Genomic DNA, 19,494 nt, shown 5'->3' on the forward strand with positions numbered 1-19,494 from the left:
CCTTTATTATAAAAATTCATCTTAAAAGTAAAAAAGGCTTGTCCTATATTATTATAAAAGTAACCTTTGAGATCATAATATAGTTTGTACTATATAAGTATTCATTATGATTTAATCTGTTACAAGAATCGGAGTTTATTTAAAATAGCATGATAAAACCTTGCTAACCTGCATTGCTACAAACAAAGTAATGTGTATGGTTTTAAGACAGTTTTTAAAATCTGATTGTATACGCTCATTTTGTTTGGATTTATAGTGTAACTATAGCTTTTAATAATTTTTTAAATAAATTATCAAATAAATTATTAAATAAATTTTCAAATGGAGGGTTTTAAAAATGAGATTTAATTTTGATCAAACAATTGATGTAGAAAAAACAAATGCTTATATGGTTGGTGCTGGACTTGCATCAATGGCAGCTGCCATATATTTAATTAGAGATGGACATGTTCCAGGCAAAAACATTCATATATATGAGGAATTAAATGTAACAGGTGGGAGTATGGATGGGAATGGTAATGCCGAGGATGGGTATGTAATCCGTGGTGGAAGAATGTTTGATAGGGAAGCTTATACTTGCACTTTTGGAATTATGGAAAGTATTCCGTCATTAACTGATCCAAAAGTTTCAATACTTGATGAATTTAATGCTTTTAATAAAAAAATTCATACCCATGCAAAAGCTAGATTAATAGATAATGATGCTAACATATTAGATGTATCATCTTTAGGATTTGACCGCGAGGATAGAATGGCGTTAATGGATATAATGATTAATTCTGAAGATTCATTAGGAACAAAAACTATTAAGGAATGTTTCCCGGAAGCATTTTTTAAAACAAATTTTTGGCTTCAATGGACTACGCTTTTTGCATTTGAGACTTGGCATAGTGCAGTTGAACTTAAAAGATATCTTCATAGATTTATCCAAGAATTACCTCGCCTTAAAGATTTATCTGGAATACGTCGTACACCATACAATCAATACGATTCAATGTTATTACCTATGACGGAATGGTTAAAGTCAAAAGGTGTTAATTTTGAATTAAATACAAGAGTAACTGATTTAGAATTTAAACCATCGGATACGCAGACAACAGTTACAGCATTTAAATGCCTTAAAAACGGAAAAGAGAGCAGAATTGAGATTTCTGAAGGTGACCTTGCATTTGTAACTATTGGTTCTTTAACAGCCGGAACAAGCCTTGGGTCAATGACAAAACCTGCAAAAATTAATGACAAACATGTAGGTGGAGCATGGGAGCTATGGGAGAAAATAGCGGTAAATCGTCCTGAGTTTGGGAATCCAAAGGTTTTTGATGAACGCGTTGAAGAATCAATGTGGGAATCTTTCACAGTTACCCTTAAAGATCCAACAATGTATAAGAAAATAATAGAATTCTCAGGAAATCAGCCAGGAACAGGTGCACATATGACATTTAGAGATTCTGCTTGGCTCATGACAATAGTATTGCATAATCAACCACATTTTTTAAGTCAACCTGATGAAATACAAATTATATGGGGCTATTCATTATTCCCATACGAAAAAGGTGATTTTATCAAAAAGAGAATGGTAGACTGTAGCGGTGAGGAAATATTAGCAGAGGTATTATATCACCTAAACTTTAAAGAGGATATGAAGAAGATTATTGAAACATCTATTTGTATACCATGCATATTACCATTTACAACAGCACAATTTTTAACTAGGGCAAAAGGAGATAGACCTCAAAATATTCCAGAAGGTTCAACTAACTTGGCATTACTAGGACAATTTTGTGAAATAGAAGATGATGTAGTATTTACAATGGATTACTCGGTAAGAGGTGCACAAATTGCTGTTTATAAATTCCTAAATCTAAATAAGAGACTTACACCTATTTATAAAGGACAACATGATGTTCGCGTGCTTATTAATTCAGCAATGGAACTTATGAAGGATGATAATTTACGCCAAGAAATAGGCGCACTCAAATCTATGTTATTAAAATAATAATTTAAATAAGAGGGAATTCATTATATAATATGAATTCCCTCTTATTAATTTTAAACAAAATACAGAATTAGGGGCGTTTTATTTATTTCTTAATAAATTTGTAAGAATTATGATAAGTATTTTGTAAAAATAAGCCTGTATAATTAGTAATATCAGATGATTATACTGGGGGTGGAATGAAATGAGAAAAATGGGTCTAATAGTAATTGTTTTAGTGATAACAAGTATAGCAATAATATTTTCAAATAATATCAAGCCAGATACACAAGCGGAAGGTTTAGCTTTAAATACAAATGTATATGATTTTTTAATGATTAAATCAAACCGAATAGATATCTATGAAGAAGCTATAAAATTAAATCAAGGTAGTTCACAAAATACTTGTGTTTATTTTATAGCTCAGCTGCTACGAGAAAATAATCTTAAGGTGCCTACAGAGACAAGCAACACAGAACAAATTATATCTTTACTTAAGGAAAAGGGATTTGAAAAACAAAAGGATTATAAGAAATTAATGCCTGGAGATATATGTTTCACCACAGATGAAAGTGGAAATCAAAGTGGATCTCCATCACATACTTATATATTTATGAAATGGGTAAAGGATGGAAATTACGATTATGCTTATATATGTGATAACCAAGCAAAAGATTATGAGGGGAAAATTTATCACATTCGAAATATAAATGTTATAGCTAAAGCTAATGGTTTTGACAAAGATAAATTTGCTTTCTTCATGAGGAAAAACTGATTGTAAAGTTTCGTCATTAACATATATAATATAGCTAGGGGGTGATAAGGTTGACTAAGTTTAACGTTTTAATTGCTGATGATGAAGATGAAATTAGGGAAGCTATAGAGATATATTTAAAAAATGAAGGTATAACAGTATATCATGCTATAGACGGTATAGAAGCCTTGGAGGTTTTAAAAACAGAAGAAATTCACCTTATATTAATGGATATAATGATGCCTAGAATGGATGGAATTAAAGCTACTTTTAAAATAAGAGAAAGTAAAAACATTCCAATAATAATGCTTTCAGCTAAATCTGAAGATACTGATAAAATACTGGGGCTTAATATAGGTGCAGATGATTATATAACAAAGCCATTTAATCCAATGGAACTTATAGCTAGAGTTAAATCAGGGCTTAGAAGATATACAAACCTTGGTAATTATAAAGAAAGCGATAATGAGATCAATGTACGTGGGCTTATACTAAATAAAGATACAAAAATGGTAACAGTGGATGAAAAAGAAATGAGACTTACAGCCATTGAATATAAAATACTGGAACTTTTGATTTCAAATAAGGGAAAAGTATTTTCAATTGAAGAAATATACGAAAGAGTTTGGGAAGAAACATTTTATAATGGAGAAAACACTGTGTCTGTTCATATAAGGAGAATAAGAGAGAAGATAGAGATAAATCCTAAGGAACCTAAATACTTAAAGGTGGTGTGGGGTATTGGATATAAAATTGAAAAATAGATATACATATATTCTAACCTTTATTATATGTGTTTACATGTTTGCTATTTTTAGTTTGTCAGTAGAAGATATTATAAAAAACAGGGATTATTTAAAAGCTGAGCCGTATTTTACTAGCTCAATGTTCGAAAATGAAATAGCTGGTTATTCTAATAATATACAAGCATTAAATGAAACGTATAAAGATTTTTCTAAAAAGTCTGAGGATGAAAAAGTTACTAGTGAAGAACTAATGTCTTCTAAATCACTTTATGATTCTAATTTTATAAATAAGGAGAATGAAATAAATGAAAAATATAAAAATGATATATTAGAAGCAGAACAAGTAGGGAATAAGAATAAGATTATTAGGCTAAATGATGCAAAAACTAGGGAAATCGAAGAATTTAAAAAGGAAGATACAAAAACTTTAATGGATCTGAAAAAGGAAATAATTGCATATAAAACTGAAGATTATGAAAATATTAAAAAAGCTGTAGAGGGAAAATCTAATATTAAATATTATTTAACTAAAGGGAAAAACAATGTTATGGATACAAATATAGCAGATGTTACGGATATAAATTTATATGTCAAAAACAATGCCTTGTACAGTATCAAGTTTTCCCAGAAATCGTTAGAAAATAATATCCAGATGAATTCAATATATCAGTGGTTAGGAACTAGTGGGGAAATATATTTTATTATTCCTAAAGGTATAAATCAAAATAGTTATACATATAAGAATTATATTTATTCGAATTCTGTTAGGCAAAGGATTATTAAAGAGGTTATTATAGGTTTTGTTGCATTAATTATAGGTATTACTTTTATACTTATATTAAGGAAAAATAATGAGGAAATAGCGTTTATTCAGAAATCAAAAAAATGGTATCAAAAAATACCCTTAGATGTGAAAATATTTATATTTATTTTTTACTTTTTTATAATAAGTTTTTACATGAGTAGAGTGTCGTTTTTTTACAAACCATATAACCTTGGTCACGTTTACATCCTTACAGTTATAGCTATGTACATATTTTACATTTATTTAAATTTTAGGGTGGTGCTTGGTTTTAGAAAAAACAAGCAGCTATTCAGAGATGAGGTGAAAAAATGCCTCTTTAATAATTTATCCAAAAGATGTATAATTTTACTTACAGTAGTATTTGCGGTATCTTTATTGGGCGCAGTGATAACATTAATGGCAGGTTCAATTCTTATAATAATACCAATATCATATGCATTTTGTTACATGTTATTTATAATAATATACTCCTTAAATAAAATTAGGTTTTTTAATAATATTATAAAAGGAACACAGGAAATAGTTTCAGGAAATCTTAATTACAATATAGAAGAGAAAGGGAGGGGCGATCTTTTTCAACTAGCTCATAACATAAACAACATGAAGGCTTCATTCAAGAAGTCTCTTGAAAATGAGATAAAAAGTGAAAGACTTAAGTCTGAACTTATAACCAATGTATCTCACGATCTAAAAACTCCGCTTACATCAATTATAAATTATGTTGATTTGCTAAAAAAAGAAGGATTAACCAAAGAAGAATCGAATGGGTATATAGATATACTAGATAGAAAATCTCAGAGACTTAAAATACTTATAGATGACTTATTTGAAGCTTCTAAGATGGCTAGCGGAGCGGTGCAACTCAATATGGAAAAATTAGATGTGATTGCACTTTTACAGCAAGCATTAGCAGAGCTTGATGAAAAAATAAACAATTCATCCTTAATATTTAAGTTAAAAGTTCCGGGGCAAAAAGTTTATGCTAACTTAGATGGAAAAAGGACATGGAGAGTATTTGAAAATCTAATAAATAATATTTTAAAATATACGCTTCCTAATACTAGAGTATACATTGAGTTATTAGTAGATGGTGACAAAATAATTATAAGTATGAAAAACATCTCATCCTATGAAATGGATTTTGATAATGAAGAAATATTTGAAAGATTTATTAGGGGAGACATGTCTAGAAATACTGAAGGTTCAGGGCTGGGACTTTCAATTGCAAAAAGTATATTAGAACTTCAAGGAGGAAATCTTAGTATTGAAATCGATGGGGATCTTTTTAAAGCTAAGGTAATAGTGCCATTATTTACAGTGGAGGGGTAATAAGATTTATAGGTAGTTAATATAAATGATATGTAGATTAAAGGGGTATGTACTAATTCTACATCTTATTGTAATAAAAGGGGTGGTTAATTTGGAAATCGATGCAGGAGAGTCAGTAGTTGAGCAGGTAGTAGATCCAATAATAGTTCCAATAAAAAAGCATAAGAAAATCGTTATGGGTATTATAATTTGTGTCTGTACTTTACTTGCTATATATTTTGGAATGGCAATATATTTCATGAATCATTTTTATTTTGGATCTTCAATAAACAGCATTAGTGTTTCAGGTGAAATGGTGGGGAAGGTAAATAAACAAATGGCATCTGAAATTAAAACATACAAGTTAAGTATAAAAGAACGAGGAGGTGCAATAGAACAAATTAGTGGAGATAGTGTTGGTTTAAAGTATAATGCGGATGGTGACTTTAAAGAATTTAAAGATAAACAAAATCCTTATAAATGGATGTCAGCAGTTTTTAATACAAATGATTCTAAGATGATAGAAGGGGTCAAATATGATAAGGAGCTATTAAAAAAACAAGTGGATGAATTAGCTTGTTTTGATAGCAGTAAGGTAACGGAGCCTAAAAATCCTAGCTTTAAGTATACAGATAATGCTTATGTTATAGTAGCTGAGATCGCTGGAAATAAGGTTAATAAAGACAGTTTGTATAACAGTGTGGCAGATGCATTACTTAAGGGAGAAACTGCAATAGACTTGAACTCAGGCAATTATTATGTTAACCCACAGTATACTTCAAGCTCTAAAAAAATTGTAGATACTAAGGACATACTTAACAAATACGTATCCTCCAAAATTACCTATACTTTTGGAAAGGCTAATGAGCTTTTAGATGGAGCTATAATAAATAAGTGGCTTTCAGTTGATAAGAATAGTGAAGTCGCATTTAATGAAAAAGAGGTTAAGAATTATGTGGACGTGCTTGCTAGTAAATACAATACAATAGGTAAAAATAGGACTTTTAAAACAACATCAGGAAGAAAAATTAATATCGCTACTGGCGACTATGGCTGGTATATTAATAAAGATAAAGAAACCCAAAATTTAATTTCAATTATAAAAGATGGTAAAAATATAGAAAAGGAGCCCTCATACACTCAAACGGCATTATTTCATGGAAACGATGATGTGGGGAATACCTATGTAGAAATAAATTTGGCAGCGCAGCACTTATGGTTTTATAAAAATGGAGTGGTGATAACTCAAGGAAATATTGTTTCAGGTAAAGCAAGTTCAGCTGAGACAAAAACACCAGGAGGAATATATAAGCTCAAGTATAAAGAAAAAGATGCAACACTTAAAGGTCAAGATTATGCCTCTCCTGTTAAGTTTTGGATGCCTTTTAATGGAGGCATAGGAATTCATGATGCAAACTGGAGAAGTACGTTTGGTGGACAGATATATTTAGCAGGTGGGTCGCATGGTTGTGTAAATTCACCATATCAGTTAGCAAAAGCAGTATTTGAAAATATAAGTCCAGGTACACCAATTGTCTGTTATTATTAACAAGTGAATATGCTGGAAATAGATTAAGAAGGGAATTCATTATATGAATTCCCTTCTTAATCTACATTTGTAGCAATTAATATGACATCATCTATAGTATATCCATGCATACTTTTAAATCTCAAATAATTATTTTTAATCTTCTTATAAAGGTTTCTTGTATATGACATTCTAAAAGGATAGTATTTCTCTATATTTTTAATATATTCTTTACTATATAAGTTATAGTTTTGTGAAATTGCTTCAAAAATAAGGAAAACTAGATTCTTTTTTAGGAACCCCTTCATTTTATAGGATTCATCTGAGGTGAAACCCTCATCTAAATCTATTATCTTAAAAGAAAAATCTAATAGAGCATTGGTAATATTATCTAAAGTCCATTTTCCACAGGTTTCAGAAAACATAGTCATGTGACCATTATTTAGATCATCTTTTGTATCTTGTAAATCATCACAAAATTGAAGTAGTGTTCCATAAGCGAATACAAAATCCGCTTGTGCTACAGATAGTTTACCATTTACTAAATAAGCATCTGCAAGTACAGATGTACCACCTTTTTCAGTGCTTATTCCTAAAATATCCAGCTCGTAAGGTGAGGTTATGACTTTATGTTGAGTAAGACTATTGCATTGAGCAGAGTGTATGCATAAAAGACTTTCGTATAATTTTGTGTATGACGCTCTAGGATATTGATCCTCAATCATCTCAATTAAATTAAATAAGGTTTCTTCATGTGTGTTACTACATTTGATTTTTTTACCTTCCAATCTTAATTTAAATCTTTCATTAATATATTTTTTATCTTGAAAGGATATTTCAGTGTTATCTAAATAATTATCAGTATATGGATAAAGCATACTATAAGCAAAAACAGAAGGTGTGTATTCGACCTTTGTGTTAAAAAGAACTTGGAGTATGTTCATAATCCAAACATTTCTTAAGGCCTGTACCATCTTATCTAAGCTTATAGTATTATCAAATTCTTTAACATTACAAATAAACTTATGTGTTATTAGTGGAAGTGATTTTGAAAAATCACCGTTAATTTCATCTTCAGTAAAACCTGAATCATGGCCAAAAGTTTTTATCATATCCCACAGAGTAACTCTCCAAGCTACTTGTTGATTTTCATCCTTAGGGCATTGTTTTAAGTGAGTAAATAGGTCATTCAAGAACTTATTCATATGTTTTTCTTTTAGAAATTTTTCTTTGAGGCTAAATGTTCCGCTTAAGGCAGGAAAACATTTGTTAGTAGACCACCATAATTTCATATATTTATACTTAAGTTTTTCTACCATATTATATACAACTAAGCTATTCATAATTACCCCCAATATCTACTTTTAAAACAAGGCACATTTTTATATACTAATACTAAGCATATAATTTATCTAATAACTTTATACGGTATTTTTAAAATAAAAAATAAAATATGTGGAATAACCATTGCAATAACCCAAGCATATAATGGTTTTTTATAATGAAGTATTAATATAGGGAACATTATATAATTAAATATAAGGGTGTACCATATATTCCAACCATTAAAATATGAGAAATATCCTAATTTAACAGCTATAAATTCAAAAATTGTATATACAGAAACATAAATAGAAACATGGAGAAATATTTTTGTAATTTTCTTGGGTAAATGAGGAATAAACATCATTATTGTAGATGGATATACGGTAACTAAAAAAAATAAATCTGTAAAGGTATGATTTATAATTACTGATTCATATAACCACAATGGATTATTATAAGTTAAAAAGGCACAAGTTAGACTACCTAAAATAAAAAATAGCGTTGTTGAATAATATTTTTCCCAATTTCTCCAATCACCTAATTTGTAACATATACAAACAGAAAATAACGAAAGAAAGATAAGGTACATTTAAACACTCCCTTTAAATAGAAGATTAATAGACATAATAATATATTATCTCCGATTATTACGTATTTGATTCTGAAATTATCAAAGCTTTCAAAGTAAAGGGAGAATTTTTATTTAACATATAAATAATTTAATTCATTTATAAGTTTATTGGAATTGTACACAGGAAGTGAACTTTTGAATAATAGGTAGGCCACTTGCAGTTAGCAGCTCTATGGTGGATATTGCAACTAGCAATGCATTTCGTGTCTCATAAGAAGAGTCTTTTTTAACACTGTACCCTGAAAAGCTATGAATCATATAATAAGTATCATTATATTTTCCTAGGTACATCATTACATGTCCTTGTTGAAATATTGCGGCACCTGGTTTTAGCTTATCCATTTTAGAGTATCTATCTTTTAATGTGTCGTCTTTATTAAATATAAAAGAATTATCTGTGTTAAAAAAACTGTTTTCCTGTTGATCTGCATTACGTGGAAGTGAAAATCCAAAACATTTATAAACTGCTAGTATAAAGCTGGAACAATCTTTGCCAGAAAATTTATCACCCCAATCGTAGGGTGTATCAATAAATTTAAGTGCTTGATCTATTATGTTATATCTTGTATACGGTAAATTTCCGTAGGTAATATCGTCGCTATTACTTATTATGCCTTCTTTAAAAATAAGTGAACCATCGCTGCCACGTGTTGGAAACTTTACAATATAATTTTCCGGTGAACTGGAGTGATTATTATTTAGGATACATAACCTTGTACCCATTCCGCATTTTATTGTTATAGGAGAAGAGTTTTTATCATTAATTGATAAATTGGTTTCCTTGGATATAACTCTTAGAAAATCTTTCCCTTGTGTATAATCAAAAATTTGTTTTTTATCTTCTGATATTGCTATGTCCTCGGTTTTAATCCAACCAAAATAATTATAAAATTTCACAAAATACCACTTTTTATCAAAACTTTCATGGTAAATTAATAAGGCTTCAAAGGCAAAGCAACCTGTTTCTTGAAACCTATCAAAGTTATTTATTATGCTATGTTCTATAGAAGAAAAAATAGGGGTTTCTATTGGGAAACTTCGAACTGAAGTTTTTCTTATACTCATACCGTACCTAATTTGAGTGCATTTTTTGATGACATCTAAATTAGTATTATGAAAAATCTCTTTAAAATAATCATCGGTGAGTAAATCTCCATTTGAATTATACATATCCTTCTTTGGTAGTTCATATGATTGTATGTATTTTGTTAAAGTAGTAAAAGATATTATATCATCTTCATTAGCTAAATTGTATAAAGAGGTAATCATAGGTTTAAGATTAAGATTGAATTTATGGATAGCATCGTCAGAAAGTATTACTTGTTTTGCATCAGTAATATCATTCATCCAAAAAGAAGTCAAGTTCATAAAATCAGGTAATTTATAATCGCTTTTATACATATTTAAATCCTTATACACATTTACACCCCTCTAGTTAAATCCTTATATATATTATAATGCAAATTAAGAGTATAATCCATAATTAAGATGAATAGTTAAATTATACATATAAAATATAAATTACTTAATTTTAGGGGGACGTGCAATTTGAAAATTATAGATGTAGTGATCGAGTATATTTCAGTGCCATTAAAGAGACCTTTTAAGACTGCATTAAGAACAGTTAATAGTGTAGAAGATGTAATTGTAAAGGTAATAACTGATTGTGGTAATATTGGCTATGGTGAGGCCCCTCCAACGGCTGTTATTACTGGTGATACAACGGGATCAATAGTTAGTGCAATAAATTATGTTATTAAAAAAACTATAATAGGTTTGAGAATAGAAAATTTTGAAGAGCTTATTATAAAATTAAATAAATGTATGGTTAATAATACAAGTGCAAAAGCAGCTGTTGATATTGCTCTTTATGATCTTTATGGCCAATTGTATAAAACACCCTTGTATAAATTACTGGGTGGTTATAGGAAAGAGATAAGTACAGACATAACTATAAGTGTTAATGATCCAATAGAGATGGCGGAAGATAGCGTTGACGCTGTAAGCCTTGGATATAAAACACTTAAAATTAAAGTTGGGAAAGAAGTGGCTCTAGATATAAAAAGATTACAGAAGGTTAGAGAGGTTATTGGACCAGATATAAAACTAAGAATAGATGCCAATCAAGGATGGGCACCAAAAGAAGCAGTTAAGATATTGAGGAGAATGGAGGATCTAGGTCTGGATATTGAATTGGTAGAGCAACCTGTAGAAGCACATGATTTTGAAGGGCTTAAATTCGTTTCAGATAATGTATATATACCGGTTATGGCTGATGAGAGCGTCTTTTCCCCAAGGGATGCGTTAAGAATAATGCAGATGAGAGCAGCAGACCTTATAAATATAAAATTAATGAAAACAGGAGGTATTTATAATGCGCTTAAGATTTGTACTATTGCAGAAATATACGGAGTTGAGTGTATGATAGGTTGTATGCTGGAGGCGAAAGTTAGTGTAACGGCAGCAGCTCACTTAGCTGCTGCAAAAAGTGTTATAACTAAAATAGATTTGGATGGACCTGTTCTATGCAAAGGGGATCCAATTATTGGAGGTGTTATATTTAAAGAAAGCATCATTACTATTGGAGATGGTCCAGGACTTGGAATAACAGGAATTGTCTTTAATGACAGCTAAATATACTAAGCGTCTGGTTAATGCAACTGCTATGGATAGTAGTTTTATTTGGAATTTGATATAATATATTAAAAGGGAGGAATCAAATTATGAAGTTTTGTTGGAGTACATTAATTGTTAAAAATCTAGATGAATCTTTAAAGTTTTATACAGATATAGTTGGTCTTAGTGTGGGTAGAAGATTTAATGCAGGTCCTGGGACAGAAATTGCTTTTTTAGGTGATGGGGAAACAAAGATTGAACTTATATGTAATGGAGATTCGAAGGAAGTCAGCTATGGGCAAGACATTTCCCTTGGATTTGAAGTGAAATCAGTAGATGAAATGATAACTTTTGTAAAAGAAAAAGGTTTAGATATTTATAGTGGACCATTTCAGCCTAATCCACATACAAAGTTTTTTTACGTATTAGATCCAAATGGATTAAAAATTCAATTTGTTGAGAATATTCAATAACATTAAAAATCATAATAAGAATAGAAATATAATAGTTGAAAATAAAAAAAGCTCCAAAGCGTAGAATAGTAAAACTACGATTTGGAGCTTTTTTCATAATGATAACATCCTCTGATCTATCATGTTAAGTAATTTAATACTGTCACTTTCACTAGTTATACATACTGTTTCATGGTTGGATTGTATATCTTGATAATTAGCACAGGCCTTGTCACATCCACATAAAAGAACTACTATATTATAATTAACACCTTGTTTAGCTGTTTCAACGATATCACCTTTTCCAATATGTAGCTTTATTCTTGAAACTACATCGGTTCTATCATAGGTTGGATTACACCCACCACAATATTTAATTCCAATTTTCATTATCATCCCTACTCTCATTAAAATTTTTTTAACTTAAATCTAACATTGAGAGATTACATTGATTCTTATTAACAATATTATAACTTACTAACAATTATTAGTCAATAAAGACTATCAAACGATCGAAAGATAATAGAGGATCGTGCATTAGAGAGATGGAACTCCTCGGTAATACACAATCCTAAATTTATAAATCAAAAATTTTATATGAAATTACTCAAAGTAACAAACAACTGGAGTATCAGCATTTATATTATCATAGATTTTTTGTGCAAGTGCAGGTGGTGAATTTATACAACCATGAGAACCGCCTGTTAAATATATCTGCCCACCGAACTTATTTCTCCAAGTTGCATCATGTATTCCAATACCACCATTAAAAGGCATAAAAACACTTACAGGAGTACTGTAGTTTTCTCCCTTTAATGTTGCATTTTTTGCTTTATATTTTAGCTTATAAATACCTGTTGGTGTTGCACGATCTTTGGTTGGTTTACCAGTAACTACATCTCCGCTTGCTATAAGGTTACCATTTTTATAAAACCACATATGCTGTTTTGTCATATTAATTTCGACATAAGTATTTCCTATATCATTAAGATCATGATTTAAACCTTTTTCTGTATAGCGGGGTTCCTTAGCTATTGTTTGTCCGCTTTTTATAGATACGATTAAATCAGCGACTTCTCCTGCACGTTGAACTTTCCATCCATAATCTCCGCCACCCACTTTTAAGGTTTTTCCGACTGAGGTAGCAAATTCTCTTTCTGTGCCATATGTCTCGTAATGATTATCTAATTCAGTTAGGTAGGTTTTCATTGTAACTTCATCAAATATAATTGTATTGTTTTTGTCAACTGTCAGCCATTTATTTAGTACAGACTTATCTATAACTTGGTTGCCGCTAGCATAAGTATAAGTAATATTTGATGTTATATATTTATTAAGTAAAATTTTAGTAGCTAGAATTTCTTTTGAAGTTGAAGTGTATTTTGGATTTACATAATTATTTTTTAGTTCCAAATCCATTTTTGTTTCTCCGGTAAGAATAGCACTTATTATGTTTGTATATAATTGCTTGCTAGTAATTTTATTTCCCATAACTTCTTTTACAACCACATAGCCATCATCAGTATATTTAAAGTTAGCATTTTGAGGTTCAATTGTTTTCTTGCTATCTATTGCTGAAAGTTTATCAAAACGTGATTTTAATAATTTTTCATCATATGTCACTAATCCAGATATTTCGGAATTTTTTGGATTAAATATTTCATAGAACCACCCAAAAGAATTCTTATTGTCTTCGAGCATTTGAACTTTGCCATTTGAATTATACTTAAGTCCAATGTCTGCAGCCTTAAGTTGTTCTTTAACACCGCCACGTTCATTAAGTTCAAGTGTATAACTTGCATATTTTGTTAATAATTCTTTATCTACCTTATCTACGGTTTTACCAGATGCATTAACACCATTAATTACTGAACCAAAATAAAAATGATTGCTGAAATAAATTGAAAAACTTAAATATAAAGCGAACAGAATAGAAAAAGAAATAATAATTGCTTTCACAGATTTCTTGCGTTTTGTTGTTTGTATTTCCATGAGACACCTCTTTTAATATAAATTTAATTTAAATATGGTAATATTTAATTATATTATAATTCTTTGAACCTTGGATGTATATAACTATTACATGAACGGTAAAAAAACGTACATAAACAGCAGTTTTAATACATTTTTTTACTGTTTATTTATATTGAAAACACAGTTAAGCATTAAATAGGTTTACATACATTTAAAACGTATGCAAACCTAATATATGAATATCTACTATTCTAAAAATTTCTGAAATTTTAAATGAAATGTGAATATAAGATATGCAATATGCATTATACAAAATAAAATACTTATTGATAATTATATACTCTTTATGATCGGATATTATACCAATATGACATTATTATACCATAAATATCTTTACTAGATAGCTAAAAACAATGCATACAGCACAATTAATTATTTATACTACATGGACATGCTCTAACAACCTAAAATATTACATATTACATCAGTTTATAGTTAAGTCGACCACAAATGGTGAAATATTTCCGAGGAAATTAATTGTATTTGTAAAAAACAGTATAATTGAAATTGTTCTTAAAAATAACTTGATTAGTGCAAAGTTTATAAAAGAACTAAATAAATCAACTCCTTACATGTTAGAGAGTATTGAGACCACGTTAGGTGATTATCAAAATGATGAGAAGTATAGAGAAATAACTTTGACCTTAAATGATGGTTGTAATGTAACATTAACTTTTTTAAAAGATGGATATGTTTATTATGGATCTACAAATGTATATTTTAAAATAGATTCTAAAATTTCTAATGAAATATGGAATAAACTAAACAATTAAAAAGCATGGCTTCGGCCATGCTTTTTAATTAAACATACTTGAGATTTTATATTTATTTTGTTGTATTATCTAAATAAATTGAATCTCCATTATTAATAATTCCGCCCTTAATTATCCTTGTAAATATACCTTCCTTAGGCATTATACATTCTCCTACTAATCTTTTAATTTCGCAACCGTTATGACACTCTTTCCCAATCTGAGTGACTTCTTGAATTGTTTCTCCAATTATCAATCTTGTTCCTATTTTAAGTTCATAAAGAACTAACCCCTGGGTAGTTAAATTTTCTGCGAATTTACCATAGGTTAATCCTTTAGCACCTTTAGCTATCATCTTATCTATGCTTTCTGTAGCCAGGAGGCTAACTTGCCTATGCCAATCTCCGGCATGAGCATCATTTTCAAGTCCATGCTGAGTAATGAAATTTCCACTTTTTATTGGATTTTTCACCACACCTTTTTTTTCGCTTATATTAATAGATACAACCATACCTAGTTTTTTCATATTTATCCTCCAATAGCCATCATATTTCGTGATATAAAATCTCCATTTTCTAAACCATGTTCTTTGGGTTTACTCATTATCAAATCGTATATGATTTTTTTTATATCTTCACCATTTCTGTACCTATTAATTAAATTTATTTCCTCATTAGAATGAAGGCATGATTTCACTTTTCCATCAGCTGTTAACCTAATTCTATTGCATTTATCACAGAACTTACATGAGATAGGGTTTATAAGACCTACTCTTCCTTTTCCACCGGGAAGTTTATAGTAAGTAGCTGGAGAAGAAATATCTGTACTCTCAATTTTTATTAAATCTTTATTCTTTTCAAGAACTATAGAGTTAGATTTATATTTTTCTAAAGACCATTTATAAGTTTGTCCAATAGGCATAAGCTCAATGAATCTAACATCTATATCTTCATATTTAGTTAAGCTAACAAAGCTGTTAATTTCATCTTCATTAAAGTCTTTTATCAAGACCACATTCAATTTAATTGGACTAATTCCAACCTTTTTAGCTGCTTCTATACCTTTTAAAACCTCTTTTAGGGATCCACCTCTTGTTATATGATTATATTTTTTATCATCCAAAGTATCAAGGCTTATGTTAACTCTATTAAGTCCAACACTTTTCAAATCTTTAGCATATTTTTCAAGCAAAATTCCATTTGTAGTCATGGCGAAATCTTTAACCTTGTCCATTTTACCTATACTTTCAATTATATTAATTATACCTTCTCTTATAAGTGGTTCACCACCGGTTATTCTTACTTTTTGAGTGCCAAGACTTACAAAAGCTTCAGTTATATCTTTTATTTCACTCAGACTTAAAATCTCTTTCTGTTCTTTTTTTTCACACCCATTTAAAGGCGTACAATATCTGCACTTTAAATTACATAAATCTGTAACAGATATTCTAAGATAGTTTATATCTCTTCCATATGAATCAAGCATACTTTTAAACCTCCTAATTATCCTGTGCATAATTAATGTAACTCTCTAAATCTTGTGTATCATTTAAATTTATAAACATATCTAGACTTCCACTAATTTTTTTCGCTTCCTCCTCATCAATGTAGATGGTATTTATGTTACGAAGTAAGGAGAGCATGGACGTACGTTTTTTATAAATTAATTCTTCAATTTTATGAATTAAGTTTGTAGAATAGAACCCATTAAAGGGTTCTACTCTGTTACCTGTTTTTGTAACACAAGCTTCAACATTATCATTTATTTTTTCTTTCATAAATTTTATATAATCATTATTAATGATGGGCATATCACAGGCGGTTATATAAGTATACTTGCTCGAAGCATTTTTTAGTCCTATATGAAGTCCACCGAGCGGTCCAATATCTTTTATTTCATCACAAACAAGTTTATAGTTAACATCATAATAACTATCTATTTTGTTCGAAACAACAATGATTTCTTCAAAATGTTCGCGTAATTTAAGGACTTGTTCATCTATAAGTCTCTTTTTATTAATTTCTAAAAATTGTTTATCGAAACCCATTCGTGAGCTTTTTCCACCAGCAAGTATTACTGCAGTATTAAATTTATTCATAATATACCGTTATTATAATTCGTTTGATAAAAAAGCTAAATCATTTAAGCTACGAATTCTTTTACCACTTATAGACTCTTTAATTTCATCAGCTTTTACAAGTTTGAGTACAGATGTAGGACAAATCTCAATACAGGCTGGTCCATTTTCGCGGCCACTACATAAATCACATTTGTTTGCTATAACCTTATCGTCTATCATTGCCATTTCTATAGCTCCAAAAGGGCATGCAACAGCGCAGGTTTTACAACCTATACATGTATTTTTGTTAATTGTTACTACACCATCTTTATTAGTTATTGATCCATTAGGGCATACATTTAAACAAGCTGCATTCTCACATTGCCTACATTGAATAGGGCCAGTTACATTTGCTGTTCTTATTATACTTAAGCGTGGATTAAATTCAATGTTTTCTTCTTTTAATAAAAAAATGTTTTCTTTTGAGTGAGCATCAACGCAAGCTATTAGGCAAGTTCTACAACCTATACATCTATCTGGATTTGCAATTACAAAACTGTTCATATTGTGATCTCCTTATTATTTAATTAATTTTTTATATTTTCGTTATTAATATTTTAATTAATCTATATTTTTGTATATTTATATTTGGTATGTAATAAATGATGGGACTTTTCTCCTAAAGGCTCACCTAAAAATTCTTTGTACAATTTTTTTATATGAGGATTTTCATGAGACTTTCGTATTAACATATCACTATCATGCTTATAGAGAGATGCCTTTCTTTTCTCATAGGCTATTTCTCTATCCTCGTCTAAAAGAATTTTAGGTTGTCCGCCTCCGCTTATGCATCCTTGTGGGCATCCCATAACTTCAATAAAATGATAATCGCATGTTCCATCGTTTATACTTTGAATTATTTTATTTGCATTTTTTAACCCACAAACCACAGCAACCTTTAAATCCCAACTTCCTACCGTAACCGTGGCAGTTCTTATTCCGTCATGACCTCTAATAAAATTTAAGTTAACATCATCAATTTTCTCTTTTGTTATTAATTCATATCCTGTTCTTATTGCAGCTTCCATAACTCCACCTGTAGCACCAAAAATTGTTCCAGCTCCAGAATAATCGCCTAGCGGCTTATCAAATTCTTCATCTTTTATATTTGCAAAATCAATAGCAGCATCTTTTATAAGATAAGCGAGTTCTCTTGTAGTTATAACTAAATCTACATCTTTAAATCCACTAGAATACATGTTTTCTCTATCACATTCATATTGCTTACAAGTGCATGGCATAACAGCTACACTGAATATTTTAGAAGGGTCTATGTTTTCAATTTCTGCTCCATAAGTTTTAATTATGACTCCAGCCATTTGCATAGGAGATTTACAGCTTGAGAGATGACTTAATATTTCTGGATGTTGATCTTCTGCATATTTTACCCAGGCAGAGCAACAAGAAGTAAACATTGGCAAATTTTTATTCGAAATGATTCTTTTTATTAGTTCAGTGCCTTCTTCCATAATAGTTATATCTGCTCCAAAACTTGTATCATAAATTCTATCAAAATTTAAGCACCTAAGTGCAGCTGCAAGTTTGCCTGGAGTTAAAGCACCAAGCTCTAAGCCAAAATCTTCTGCGATTGAGACTCTAACTGCTGGAGCACATTGAACCATTTTAATAAGATTAGGATTTTTTAAAGCAGATTTTAATTCATTTAAGCGTCCATTATTATAAGCTGCAAAACTAGGTTCATCATTTTTGTTGTTTTTTAATGAGTAAACACTACATATCTGAACACATTGCCCGCAAAGTACACATAAATCTCTATTAATGCTTTGAGGTTCTCCCTTTGCGCCATCTATTGCATCTACAGGACAGACATCGCTGCAACGTCTGCAACCAGTGCATAATTCTTTATTAATATTTATTATATTTTTATTAGTTTTTATATTTTTATTAGTTAACATTTAAATTTCCTTTCCCATGTTCACTAAACTTAGCAACGCTTTTTTATTGCGATTTTCCTTTAGTTCTTTTAAATTAACTAAAGACAATGCTTTATTAGGACATGCCTCGACGCAGGCGAGTTTACTATTTCCGTTACATAAATCACATTTATTAGCAATGCTTTTATAAGATGTTGATAACTCTATTGCTCCAAACGGGCAGGCTATAGCGCAAGCCTTACAGCCTATACATTCCTGCTCATTTATTACAATTTTATTATCTGTATTTTTTATTGCACCTACTAAACATACCTTAGCGCATGGAGCATCTTCACAATGATGGCATTGAATTGGCATATTTATATTTCCTACTTGGGTTACAAATAATCTTGGCATAATAGGGATTTCTAAATTTCCAACGGTTTTGCATGTATTTTTATTATGTGCAGCTGCGCATGCTAGTTCGCAAACTTTACAGTTAATGCATTTCTTAGCATCTGCAATTACAAAAGAATTTGTTGTTAGTTCCACATCTTTCACACCTTTCTAAACT

At 29.9% G+C, this 19,494-nt stretch carries 19 protein-coding genes; 8 read left to right on the top strand and 11 right to left on the bottom strand.

Annotation, left to right across the window (positions count from 1 at the left end):
• Nucleotides 1–337 precede the first annotated feature (337 nt).
• From KPL55_RS00095 to KPL55_RS00115, 5 genes are all read left to right on the top strand, one after another.
• Nucleotides 338–1,996 carry an oleate hydratase gene (locus KPL55_RS00095; RefSeq protein ID WP_216304674.1) on the top strand — a complete coding sequence of 553 codons (1,659 nt, stop codon included), beginning with the start codon at nucleotides 338–340 and terminating at the stop codon, nucleotides 1,994–1,996.
• A gap of 184 nt (nucleotides 1,997–2,180) precedes the next feature.
• The gene (locus KPL55_RS00100) at nucleotides 2,181–2,750 is read left to right on the top strand and encodes a hypothetical protein (protein ID WP_216304675.1); all 570 of its coding nucleotides are present in this window, start codon (nucleotides 2,181–2,183) and stop codon (nucleotides 2,748–2,750) included.
• A 50-nt stretch (nucleotides 2,751–2,800) separates the two neighbouring features.
• Nucleotides 2,801–3,493 (top strand): response regulator transcription factor, encoded by a 693-nt coding sequence (locus KPL55_RS00105; RefSeq protein WP_216304676.1) that lies wholly within the window; start codon nucleotides 2,801–2,803, stop codon nucleotides 3,491–3,493.
• The gene (locus KPL55_RS00110; RefSeq protein ID WP_376770415.1) at nucleotides 3,471–5,609 is read left to right on the top strand and encodes a HAMP domain-containing sensor histidine kinase; all 2,139 of its coding nucleotides are present in this window, start codon (nucleotides 3,471–3,473) and stop codon (nucleotides 5,607–5,609) included. The genes KPL55_RS00105 and KPL55_RS00110 overlap by 23 nt, the downstream gene beginning before the upstream one ends.
• A 91-nt stretch (nucleotides 5,610–5,700) precedes the next feature.
• The gene (locus KPL55_RS00115) at nucleotides 5,701–7,137 is read left to right on the top strand and encodes a L,D-transpeptidase family protein (RefSeq protein ID WP_312887171.1); all 1,437 of its coding nucleotides are present in this window, start codon (nucleotides 5,701–5,703) and stop codon (nucleotides 7,135–7,137) included.
• 56 nt (nucleotides 7,138–7,193) lie between these two features.
• Here KPL55_RS00115 and KPL55_RS00120 read toward each other — a convergent pair whose 3' ends face one another.
• The 3 genes from KPL55_RS00120 to KPL55_RS00125 form a co-directional block, all read right to left on the bottom strand.
• Nucleotides 7,194–8,459 carry a hypothetical protein gene (locus KPL55_RS00120; protein ID WP_216304677.1) on the bottom strand — a complete coding sequence of 422 codons (1,266 nt, stop codon included), beginning with the start codon at nucleotides 8,457–8,459 and terminating at the stop codon, nucleotides 7,194–7,196.
• Nucleotides 8,460–8,524: 65 nt separating this feature from the next.
• A complete protein-coding gene (locus tag KPL55_RS26670) occupies nucleotides 8,525–9,031 on the bottom strand; it encodes a CBO0543 family protein (protein ID WP_376770416.1) in 507 nt (168 codons plus the stop codon).
• A 147-nt stretch (nucleotides 9,032–9,178) separates the two neighbouring features.
• Nucleotides 9,179–10,492 carry an SH3 domain-containing protein gene (locus KPL55_RS00125; RefSeq protein ID WP_216304678.1) on the bottom strand — a complete coding sequence of 438 codons (1,314 nt, stop codon included), beginning with the start codon at nucleotides 10,490–10,492 and terminating at the stop codon, nucleotides 9,179–9,181.
• A 129-nt stretch (nucleotides 10,493–10,621) separates the two neighbouring features.
• Between KPL55_RS00125 and KPL55_RS00130 the strand changes: the two genes are divergently transcribed.
• Together KPL55_RS00130 and KPL55_RS00135 are read left to right on the top strand one after the other, a co-directional pair.
• Complete coding sequence (locus tag KPL55_RS00130) at nucleotides 10,622–11,707, top strand: dipeptide epimerase (protein ID WP_216304679.1); 1,086 nt, start codon at nucleotides 10,622–10,624, stop codon at nucleotides 11,705–11,707.
• 89 nt (nucleotides 11,708–11,796) lie between these two features.
• The gene (locus tag KPL55_RS00135) at nucleotides 11,797–12,162 is read left to right on the top strand and encodes a VOC family protein (protein WP_216304680.1); all 366 of its coding nucleotides are present in this window, start codon (nucleotides 11,797–11,799) and stop codon (nucleotides 12,160–12,162) included.
• Between the two features lie 93 nt (nucleotides 12,163–12,255).
• On the opposite strand, the gene KPL55_RS00140 is transcribed toward KPL55_RS00135, so the two are convergent.
• Together KPL55_RS00140 and KPL55_RS00145 are read right to left on the bottom strand one after the other, a co-directional pair.
• The gene (locus KPL55_RS00140) at nucleotides 12,256–12,531 is read right to left on the bottom strand and encodes a hypothetical protein (protein ID WP_216304681.1); all 276 of its coding nucleotides are present in this window, start codon (nucleotides 12,529–12,531) and stop codon (nucleotides 12,256–12,258) included.
• Between the two features lie 213 nt (nucleotides 12,532–12,744).
• Nucleotides 12,745–14,133: a L,D-transpeptidase family protein gene (locus KPL55_RS00145; RefSeq protein WP_216304682.1), complete on the bottom strand. Its 1,389-nt coding sequence runs from the start codon at nucleotides 14,131–14,133 to the stop codon at nucleotides 12,745–12,747.
• A gap of 395 nt (nucleotides 14,134–14,528) precedes the next feature.
• On the opposite strand from KPL55_RS00145, the gene KPL55_RS00150 reads away from it, so the two are divergent.
• Nucleotides 14,529–14,948 (top strand): hypothetical protein, encoded by a 420-nt coding sequence (locus tag KPL55_RS00150; RefSeq protein WP_216304683.1) that lies wholly within the window; start codon nucleotides 14,529–14,531, stop codon nucleotides 14,946–14,948.
• Nucleotides 14,949–15,000: 52 nt separating this feature from the next.
• Here KPL55_RS00150 and KPL55_RS00155 read toward each other — a convergent pair whose 3' ends face one another.
• From KPL55_RS00155 to KPL55_RS00180, 6 genes are all read right to left on the bottom strand, one after another.
• Nucleotides 15,001–15,453, bottom strand: coding sequence for an MOSC domain-containing protein (locus KPL55_RS00155; RefSeq protein WP_216304684.1), 453 nt, complete (start codon nucleotides 15,451–15,453; stop codon nucleotides 15,001–15,003).
• A 2-nt stretch (nucleotides 15,454–15,455) separates the two neighbouring features.
• Nucleotides 15,456–16,412, bottom strand: a complete 957-nt coding sequence (gene moaA, locus KPL55_RS00160) for a GTP 3',8-cyclase MoaA (protein WP_216304685.1) — start codon at nucleotides 16,410–16,412, stop codon at nucleotides 15,456–15,458.
• A 13-nt stretch (nucleotides 16,413–16,425) separates the two neighbouring features.
• Complete coding sequence (gene mobA / locus KPL55_RS00165) at nucleotides 16,426–17,025, bottom strand: molybdenum cofactor guanylyltransferase (protein ID WP_216304686.1); 600 nt, start codon at nucleotides 17,023–17,025, stop codon at nucleotides 16,426–16,428.
• Between the two features lie 12 nt (nucleotides 17,026–17,037).
• On the bottom strand, nucleotides 17,038–17,550 hold the full coding sequence (locus KPL55_RS00170; protein ID WP_216304687.1) for a 4Fe-4S dicluster domain-containing protein: 513 nt from the start codon (nucleotides 17,548–17,550) through the stop codon (nucleotides 17,038–17,040).
• Nucleotides 17,551–17,612: 62 nt separating this feature from the next.
• Entirely contained in the window at nucleotides 17,613–18,962 is a 1,350-nt protein-coding gene (locus KPL55_RS00175) for a [FeFe] hydrogenase, group A (RefSeq protein ID WP_216304688.1), read from the bottom strand.
• Nucleotides 18,963–19,472, bottom strand: coding sequence for a 4Fe-4S dicluster domain-containing protein (locus tag KPL55_RS00180; protein WP_216304689.1), 510 nt, complete (start codon nucleotides 19,470–19,472; stop codon nucleotides 18,963–18,965).
• Between the last annotated feature and the right edge of the window lie 22 nt (nucleotides 19,473–19,494).

It is taken from the genome of Clostridium lacusfryxellense (genome assembly GCF_018861735.1).
GTDB classification, from domain to species: Bacteria; Bacillota; Clostridia; order Clostridiales; family Clostridiaceae; genus Clostridium_AD; species Clostridium_AD lacusfryxellense.